Source organism: Rhizobium phaseoli (assembly GCF_003985125.1).
GTDB classification, from domain to species: Bacteria; Pseudomonadota; Alphaproteobacteria; order Rhizobiales; family Rhizobiaceae; genus Rhizobium; species Rhizobium phaseoli.
On the sequence record NZ_ML133603.1, the window covers coordinates 23,643 to 30,322 of the forward strand.

Sequence of the window (6,680 nt, forward strand, 5' to 3'; positions counted from 1 at the left end):
TGAAACGGACATCCATGATGCGGCGGGCCCGCTCGACCTTCTTTTCGGGCGGGGAGAAGATCTCCTTGGCGAGATCGATCTGGAACGGGTGAATGGCCCACGTAACCTCGATACCAAGTGCGGCGGCACGGCGGGCGGCGGCTTGGAAGGCCCGTTATGACAAGCATCGGAAGCTCGACTCTCTTCAGTAAGCTCAACGCAAACTGCAATGGGACCGCCAAGGCCCTTTGCAAAATTCGCCGTGACGCCTCTTTGGAACGTTATCGCCATTTTGACGCCCTTGAGGCTTCAGCAGCGGAGAGGCCTATCGAGCCGACGATCGCGGCGAAACTCGACCACCGTGGTTGTCCGCTCGGGCGCTGCGCCCTGGGCCTGGTTGAATCTTCCAGGAGACACGTCGTCGCTAGCACCGCCGGAATCCGCCAACTCATCGATGTTACAAGGCCGCATGGCGAGATTTGGGTGGGACTTAGCGTGGGTGAGTTCCAAGAGACCCACACGCTTTCTTCACCCCGCCCTCCCCCGCTTGGCTCTGACGATGCGGGCCAGCAAGACATCTTGGCTGAGCAACGGTCGGCGATTTCGATGCACGAAATAAACGCTTTTCGGCATCTTCGCCGATGGCTTCGGCAGCATCCTACTCACGCCATCGGGCGCAACCGCGCCTTCTCATCAAATCTGCGGAACACACACCACCATGGTCGAGTCAAGAATCGAGAGTCTCTTAAGGCACAATCGTTTTGTTGCGGTCACTTCGGCCGCGTCCGAGTTGAATGAAATCTCTCTCCGGCGGCTCAGTGGCACCGAGCGGCTGGGGGAACCTTTCCTCTACGAGGTGAAGCTCGCCAGCCGCAATCCAGTTCAGAACTTTGCTACGATCCCCGGTCAAAACCTGACAATCGGCCTTAAGCTCAAGGACTCGCAAACGCGCTTCTTCAACGGTGTTGTTACGCGCTTCCAATATCTCGGCCTCGACGATACCGAGCACCTCAACTACGTGGCGCAGGTGCGGCCGTGGATTTCATTGCTCGAGCATCGCTCTAACAGTCGGGTCTTTCAGAACAAGACGAGCATCGAGATCATCACCACGATTTTTCGAGAACATAAAGGCAATTTCAAGAATCAGACCGCCCGACGGTTCCCACAGCGCCCATATTGCGTCCAGTACGATGAAACGGATCTGGCCTTCGTCAGCCGCCTCATGGAGCAGGACGGCATCTACTACTATTTTGAACATGCTGAGGACCAACATGACCTGGTGCTGGTCGACAACGCCGCGAGTCACATGGCCTGCACGCCTGAGATCGTAGAGACCCACCACAATCTCAGGCCTGCCCGAAGTCTTTACCAAGAAGATGTCATCCTGCATTGGGACGAGGTCGTATCGCTACAGCCGAACAAGGTCGTTCTCAGGGACTATGACCATGAGAAGCCGATGGCAGAACTGACGTCTGTCGCGCGTGTTCCTCCCGTGAGGACAGGCGGCATTCCGCCATGCAAGCTCACGGGAAGCGCCATCACCCGACCGCGGGAGAGCGTGGCGGTCAGAACGGGCGAGACCTCGTCGGCAAGCAGCGGCTGCACGGCAATGCGGGAGGTCTTCGAGTATCCAGGCCAGTATACAAAAAAAAGCGATGGCGATTTCTACGCCACCATCCGTGCCGAGGAACTCGCCTGCAACGCTTATCGCGCGCGGATCGAAAGCACTGCGCGCCAGATAACGACCGGGTCATTATTCAAGGCGGCAAATCCCTTCTACTACGGCCAGGTCGGTTCCCGCCCGAAACCCACCGATCGCTTCCTGGCAGTCGGACAGGACTTCACTGTCATCGGTGAGGTGGGGGACGATCTCACTGCGGACACCGTGGGGGGGAAGGGCGTGCGGTTCCTCTATCACAGCAACGTAGAGATTATCCCCGCGACCACCCAGTACCGACCGAGGCGCCGCACACCGGCGCGGTTGATTCACGGACCGCAGACGGCCGTCGTCGTGGGCCCCGAGGGCGAGTCGATCGCGACGGATAAGTACGGCCGTGTGAAGGTTCAGTTCTTCTGGGACCGAGAAGGCGGAAAGAACGAGAACAGCTCCTGCTGGATTCGGGTGGCCCAGAACTTCGCTGGTAAGGGTTTTGGCAACCTGGTCGTCCCACGGATCGGCCATGAGGTCGTGGTTGATTTCATCCACGGCAATCCCGACACGCCCCTGGTGACCGGCGTCGTATACAATGGCTCAAATCTGCCGCCTGAAACCCTGCCGACCGACAAAACGCGGTCGACCTTCCGGACGCATACCGATGGCGGCGCCGCTAATGCCTACAATGAACTGCGCTTTGAGGACAAGCAGGGCCGTGAGGAGGTCTATTTGAAGGCCCAGAAGAATCATACCGTCGAGGTCGGGAATATCTACAGCATCGACGTCAAGAGACACTTCCTCCTGACCTCGGGCGGCGCCGCGCCCGACTCCCCTGCCGCAGCGGCCTTAGGTAGCCGCGTCGAGGTAACACCCGACAAGATCCGCCTTGTAGTATCGGGCAGAACCGGCCCGCAGGCCATCGAAATCAGCGGCGATGGGATCGCCATTATCGGCACGATGATTGGCGTTATGGCAACGCCTCCGCGGCTCGGGTCCATCGTCTCCATGCCGCCGCCGACACCGGGTCCACCCACGCCGTCGATAATGAAGCTTATTGCGACACTCGGGCTGCCGCCTGTTACGCCCGAGTGACACGATGTCAAGGTGAACTGGTTCTGGGCCTCGGCTGTCCGGAAGTCGTTGCCTTTAAGTCGGCAGGGCCCTGCAGGCGTAGAGAAAAAGCGTAACGGCTTCGGCGTCGTAAGCTGACCTACCAAATCAACGTGACACTGCGAGATTGCCCGAAAATGAGGAAAGGTTATCGCGCGTGAGCGTTTGTTCCGGGAACTTGCGCCTCAGTTAGATGGAGTTGCCACGCGAAATCGGCCGCAAGCGGCTCCAAATGCGTCTGGTTTAGGTCTCCACCAAGCTGGAACTGGTGGATGAAATACCTTTATCACTCGGCGTCACGAAATTGCGATCAGGGGCGCGGGCGGCGCAAAAATCAGCGTTCTCGATCTGGGCGTTACAGCGCTGCTTTGCAGGGCGGGCTCTCGCCTCGAAGCGCTTCTGGCGGAGCGTGGCCGCCTCGAGCAGCAGTCGAAGCCTTTCACCATGCTCGAAGGTGTCTCGCTTCTATTTGCGTTTCGAGTTCCTGATAGGCGCTGGCCATGCCTGTCAGGCCGAGTTTGCGCAGCATGTCAATGGTGGGATTGTTCAACGTCGCGATAAAAATCATGCGCTGTCCAGCTCGAGGGAGGACGCTGGCCATGCCCCCGAAGCATAACGGGATACGAATTTGGTATTGGAAGGAAAGGTCGCGACGGAAGTAACATCAGCAGTGACGCAATGACCTAAGGAACGACGCAATGTACGGCAGAAGGCAGGGGGGTGTTGGCAATAGTTCCGAACAAGGCGGTGAAGACACCTTTAACTGGGTTGAAGGCTTGACTGGCTCCTCGTCCGGCGAAGCGGCACTGAAAGAAATTTTACTGGCCTGGGCGGAAGACGGGCAGCAGGAGCAGGACGAGGACCGGCACGAGGCAATGGCACGGATCGAGGCCTGGACGGAAACCCGCAATTTTCGTGCCCCCCTGAACTTAACATCGCTGTCCCTAACGGCACTGCCCCCCACCTTACCGGCCGGCCTCCAGCGGCTCAACGCCAATGACAACCGGTTGGGCAGGCTGCCCAACAACCTCCCGCCCGGTCTGCGAAAGCTCTCTGCCTGCGACAACCAGCTGACCACGCTGCCTGAGGTTCTTCCGGACATGCTCGAGACGCTCTACGTCGACGGCAACCGGCTGACCAGATTGCCGAACGAGCTTCCTTCCGGACTAAAGTATCTCTACGTCAACCACAACCGGCTGACCAGTTTGCCCGATAACCTGCCGCCTGAGCTCAGGGAGCTTCATGTCACCCGCAACGAAATCGCGCACCTGCCGGAGAATCTCCCCCTCGAATTGACGGATCTCCGCGCCGAACTCAATAATATAATTCGCCTGCCCGAGCGCCTTCCTGCAAAGCTCACGAGGCTCGAAGTCCCTCACAATGAACTGACTAGCCTACCCGAGGACCTCCCGGCCACCCTAAAGTGGCTCAGCACCGACAGTAATGAACTGACCCACCTGCCCCCTAACCTGCCGAGGGGGCTGGAGGAGCTTAGCGTTCGTGGAAACAACCTGAGAGGACTTGGCGACGGGCGAACTGCACTGCCGTACATTCTGTCGCAGCTTCCGCCTCATTGCAAAGTGTACCTGAATAACAATCCGCTGCCAGATCGACTGCGGGCGCACCTGAGCGCGCAAAGCGGGACGAGCCTTCCGCAGATCTTTTTGTGATGCTGCCTGACAAACGGGCCAAACTAGGTCCCTGCGTTTTGAGTAAAAGGCCTTTTGCCGAAGCCATGGCGGTGGGGTGCAGGCCAGGTATGACGCGTGCGGATCAAAAACAATGAGTTTGCAGGTTTATGCCGCTCGCCGGAATGTGTTGAGTTGTGGAAGCAACAGACGTCTCACTGAAGACTATGGCCGGAAAGCCCAGGCTCGGCACTTGTGTCCTTCGGGCGACCTTGCATGCGAGCCAGTTCGTACAAAGGATTACCCGCTATCGCGTACCAGGAGGTGCGACGCTTACGGCCTAGAGGCATTGCCGCCGGTTGGAACGTTCGGAAGCTGGACCCAGATTTCAACAGGCCTCAAGCGCATCCACCATTTCCACATGGTCCACCCCCAGCATCGCGTATTCGTTGATCTAACTACCCGAGACTCCAGCCTACGGGCCTATTTGCATTCGTCGGCGATCGACGACTCTGTCGCCTATTAGTTGAAATAGGGTTTCGTGGCGAGCCAGCAGAGGAACAGCCCATGGATGAGAAAAACAGCCCCATTGTTTGCATCTCGGGTGTAGACGAACGAAAGCTCGGCGCCGCTCTAATCGCGGTCCAATCGGCATTTAGTGTCGCGATTGCGGAACTATCGAAGCTTCACAAAGGGAACAGTCCTCAGTGGTTCGAAGACCTGGAGGAGGTGGTAATCGCTAACGCAAAAGGCACAGTCACCGAGGGCATCTCGCTGGATGTCGAGGTGGAAAGCCTCAAATTCGGCATCGACGTCCTTCGGGCGATCTTAGATGTCAGCCGCGTTGAGCTAGGCTTTGCAGCAAAGGAATAACCTTTCGCCCAAACGAGGTCTCGATGCTATTTGGCGCCGGAGATGTTCGATGCACACTCGAACCTTCGCATGAGTACCGCGCTCGTCGCCAAAGTCGCCCGCATCGTCACCAAATGGTACGGTCGTCCGACAAACCAGGAGGTCTTGCCGCAGATGATCGACGATACGACCTATGCATGGCGCACCGGCGTTTTTGAGGCAACGCGCGTTTTCCATGCGGAAGACCCGGGCGGACCAACCTTCATCGGGGGCAATTTGCGCAAGCCGGACTCCCATGGAAGACAATAACTTGTCGGACGCTGGGCGCACGAGACTGAGGGACTCAGCGTTGAAGATGTGCCGACAAGCTCGGCATTAGCGATGCACCCTGTATAGCGGGCAGCGACCGCCTTGCCATGCTTGAAGATGCCCTGAGCCGACACGCCCACAGTTGATAAAGATGTCGACTCAGTACCGCCGGCCGCTCCTCACCTTCTACCTTGCTGAGCCGCCAGCCATTGCGGCTCGTGGCAAGGATTTTTCGGACTCTTCCCGAGAATATGCACAACGCGACGCAGCGCTTGTCGACCCGCTGTTTCGTGAAGTTCGCGCTCGCCAGGAAATGGTGCGTGATGAGCCCTTTGTAAGAGTCACCCTTGCGCCGGCAGTCCGAGACCTCCCCGTTCATCTGGTTCGTCGTCTGGAATCGCAATCGATCGATGATCGACCTCCGCCCCTTCGTCGCAGGGATACACATCAAGTGGCATTGACCTGGACAGCGACCGCTCGCGCTGGAGCGCCGAATACCGGCGGCGCATTTCACCGGACGCAATCGACCCTGCCGTCCAAAGAGCGACCAGTTCCATGAAACCCGGGTCTTCATCGATCCGGATTCCTCGCGCCTTCCAACGCGCGATGACCCGCTCGGCTATGTCCCTGCGTGAATCCATTACCACTTCCCTGCCCCCTGCCCCCTACGCGGTTAGATACCAAGATGGTGGGTTCTTCGCCAGTTCAAACCGTCCAATATGTCACGCCGGCCGCCCGCGATCCGTTTTCAGGAGCTTGTTAGCTGGAGCTATCGAGATCGCAGGACACACTTTCCAGCTCTCTCCCGACCTGATGGTCCCCGTCACCATCTTTTCCGTCCATGAATAAGGTAGGCCGCCCCCGATCAGTCCAGGCGATTTAAGTGCGAGTCCGCTTTTACGTCGCCTTGAGGTCCGTCAGCACCTTGTCAAAAGCATCCTTGACCGGCTTTGAGATTTCCTCCACCGCCCTGCTTGAGAGCACCCGGACTTCCTTGGCGTGCTGCAAACTTGTCTCAACCCGCTTGCGGAAAAAGGTCGACTGCTGTTCGAGGATCTGCGACGGCGAATTCGCGCCCAGCAAAGCTTGCAAATGTGAGAAGCTGGCCTCGGCGTCGGCCTGCAGTGCAGCGATCGTCTTCCACCACA

General features: G+C 58.4%; 7 protein-coding genes and 1 pseudogene. 4 read left to right on the plus strand and 4 right to left on the minus strand.

All coding sequences use genetic code 11. The annotated features are described in order from the left end of the window. Window positions 1-10 precede the first annotated feature (10 nt). A pseudogene (locus tag EFD56_RS33625) lies at window positions 11-148 on the minus strand (CoA ester lyase); the annotation flags it as partial. A 549-nt stretch (window positions 149-697) separates the two neighbouring features. On the opposite strand from EFD56_RS33625, the gene EFD56_RS30800 reads away from it, so the two are divergent. Beyond that, window positions 698-2,725: a type VI secretion system Vgr family protein gene (locus EFD56_RS30800; protein ID WP_008536037.1), complete on the plus strand. Its 2,028-nt coding sequence runs from the start codon at window positions 698-700 to the stop codon at window positions 2,723-2,725. Between the two features lie 457 nt (window positions 2,726-3,182). Here EFD56_RS30800 and EFD56_RS33540 read toward each other — a convergent pair whose 3' ends face one another. After that, entirely contained in the window at window positions 3,183-3,311 is a 129-nt protein-coding gene (locus tag EFD56_RS33540; protein WP_010068000.1) for a hypothetical protein, read from the minus strand. Window positions 3,312-3,441: 130 nt separating this feature from the next. Here EFD56_RS33540 and EFD56_RS30805 point away from each other — a divergent pair, with 130 nt between their 5' ends. The 3 genes from EFD56_RS30805 (at window position 3,442) to EFD56_RS30815 (ending at window position 5,532) form a co-directional block, all read left to right on the plus strand. Continuing rightward, window positions 3,442-4,413, plus strand: coding sequence for a leucine-rich repeat domain-containing protein (locus EFD56_RS30805; RefSeq protein WP_004680431.1), 972 nt, complete (start codon window positions 3,442-3,444; stop codon window positions 4,411-4,413). A gap of 525 nt (window positions 4,414-4,938) precedes the next feature. After that, window positions 4,939-5,244 carry a hypothetical protein gene (locus tag EFD56_RS30810; RefSeq protein ID WP_004680432.1) on the plus strand — a complete coding sequence of 102 codons (306 nt, stop codon included), beginning with the start codon at window positions 4,939-4,941 and terminating at the stop codon, window positions 5,242-5,244. Window positions 5,245-5,313: 69 nt separating this feature from the next. Next, entirely contained in the window at window positions 5,314-5,532 is a 219-nt protein-coding gene (locus tag EFD56_RS30815) for a lysozyme family protein (RefSeq protein WP_037147006.1), read from the plus strand. Between the two features lie 341 nt (window positions 5,533-5,873). On the opposite strand, the gene EFD56_RS30825 is transcribed toward EFD56_RS30815, so the two are convergent. Both EFD56_RS30825 and EFD56_RS30830 read right to left on the minus strand, forming a co-directional pair. Next, window positions 5,874-6,173, minus strand: coding sequence for a hypothetical protein (locus tag EFD56_RS30825; RefSeq protein ID WP_004680434.1), 300 nt, complete (start codon window positions 6,171-6,173; stop codon window positions 5,874-5,876). Between the two features lie 256 nt (window positions 6,174-6,429). Next, window positions 6,430-6,680: phasin family protein (locus EFD56_RS30830; RefSeq protein ID WP_189636761.1), on the minus strand; the 251-nt coding region annotated here is incomplete at its 5' end.